This window comes from Paracoccus rhizosphaerae (assembly GCF_026162645.1).
Lineage (GTDB): Bacteria > Pseudomonadota > Alphaproteobacteria > Rhodobacterales > Rhodobacteraceae > Paracoccus > Paracoccus rhizosphaerae.
In genome coordinates, this window is record NZ_JAOTBE010000157.1 from 1 (window position 1) to 1,617 (window position 1,617).

Sequence of the window (1,617 nt, forward strand, 5' to 3'; positions counted from 1 at the left end):
GTCGCGGATATGCGCGAGGATCACCATGTCGCGCCGCTGACGGATGGACGGGGGCCTGCGCCGCCAGGCGCGCAACCCACGGTCGGTCACGCCCATCAAGCGGCACAACCGGCTGCGGGAAAGGGTGCCGCGATAGCTGGCAATGAACCGGAACTTCACGGCTTCTGAGCCGCCTTTTTTAGCACCTCCCTCTCCTCGCGCAGTATGCGGTTCTCTTTGCGCAACCGTTCGTTCTCGCGGAGAAGATCACCATCACATTCCGGCGCCTTCGCCTCATCGGACATCGACCGGATCCATTTGCCGAGCGTCGAAAGCCCGACCCCAAGATCAGACGTAACCTGACGCCGTGTCAGGCCGCTGGTGAGCGCGATGCGAACCGCATCACGCTTGAACTCCTCGCTGTGTGTCGCTGCCATATCCTGTCTCCTTTGAAGAGAGCATCGCTCTCAGAAGACCGGAACGGAACAGGTGCAGTCCACCCGCCCGATATCGTGCCGATGGTGAATCATGTTCCCTAAACCACGTCGAGAGACAACTATTTCAGCGGCCTGTTAAAGCCCTCGGAGGATACCCAAGCTGCGCCGCCGAGATCTGCACTGTCCCGCCGGTGGCGCTGGTCGGCCAGATGAACGTCCCGGCTCCAGCCGCTTGGCTATAGCGCGACATGCCGACGCCGTCGTGTCAGAGCAGCTTGACCGGGTCGGCCAGTCCCGTTTCATAATGCATCTCAGGTGTTAGAATTCGGAGGGTTGCCTGAGTAGGAAGCTTGGCTGACGTTGCACAATTTGGCCAATCCTTCGTCTTATCTGATCGCCGGGAACCCTTCCGGCGCTTCCTGGCCTTCCATTGTGTCGGCATCCCGCTCAAATCCTGGAAAGCGCTGACGAAACCTCGCCGGTTGCGCAGTTACGCATGCGTCGTGGCACGACGGGACGGCCTTTGCTTCTGAGGCGAGCGCGTGGTTCAGCCAACTCCGTGCGAGTTGCTGGAAGCCTCAAGCGGGACTACAGTGAGTGGCACGCCTTGCCAAAGCGACGGACGGCGAGAGACCGGCAACCACTGCACAGGCGGGTTGCTCTCTCCTACTGGTTCTCTTGCTTGTACTCTCCTGGCTTCGCCGGGTTCATCGTATCGAACTCTTCCGGCGAATGCGGCTCGCCGTGATGATCGCCCTGCCCGTTCTGACGGTTCTCCGGATCGGTCGCGGGATTGTCCTGCTTGGGTTGTTCCGTGGTCATGATTTGATCCTCCTGCACCATAACGGCAGCAACGGATTGTTGTTCCGGTCAAGATCGACGCTCGGCACCCGACAGGACGATAAAACAGGGCGATCCTTAACGCCCTACGGCATGGACGTCTTGTCGCGCGTTCTCTCTTGCCAGCCGATAAGGCCGCATCAATGGCGCGGGACCTCCCGGCAACCAAGAGGTTCTCGGATCGTCAACTGGCCCGCATGAGATGATGATATTCGTTTCATCTGGGAAGCGGCTCATATCTTGGGTCACGTCCGTCAAGCTGGTGTAATTTCCCGGGAGGCCTGAGGGCATGATCAGGCGGCTTTCGTGGTTATGCTGAGAATGGGGTCGATCTCCTCGGTGTCGATGCGGGCGAAGGCCT

The 1,617-nt window shown here is 60.0% G+C and carries 1 protein-coding gene and 1 pseudogene; both read right to left on the minus strand.

The window, feature by feature from the left end:
- A pseudogene (locus OC184_RS20080) lies at window positions 1-416 on the minus strand (transposase); the annotation flags it as partial.
- A 666-nt stretch (window positions 417-1,082) separates the two neighbouring features.
- Complete coding sequence (locus tag OC184_RS20085) at window positions 1,083-1,238, minus strand: hypothetical protein (RefSeq protein ID WP_265508942.1); 156 nt, start codon at window positions 1,236-1,238, stop codon at window positions 1,083-1,085.
- Window positions 1,239-1,617: the final 379 nt, after the last annotated feature.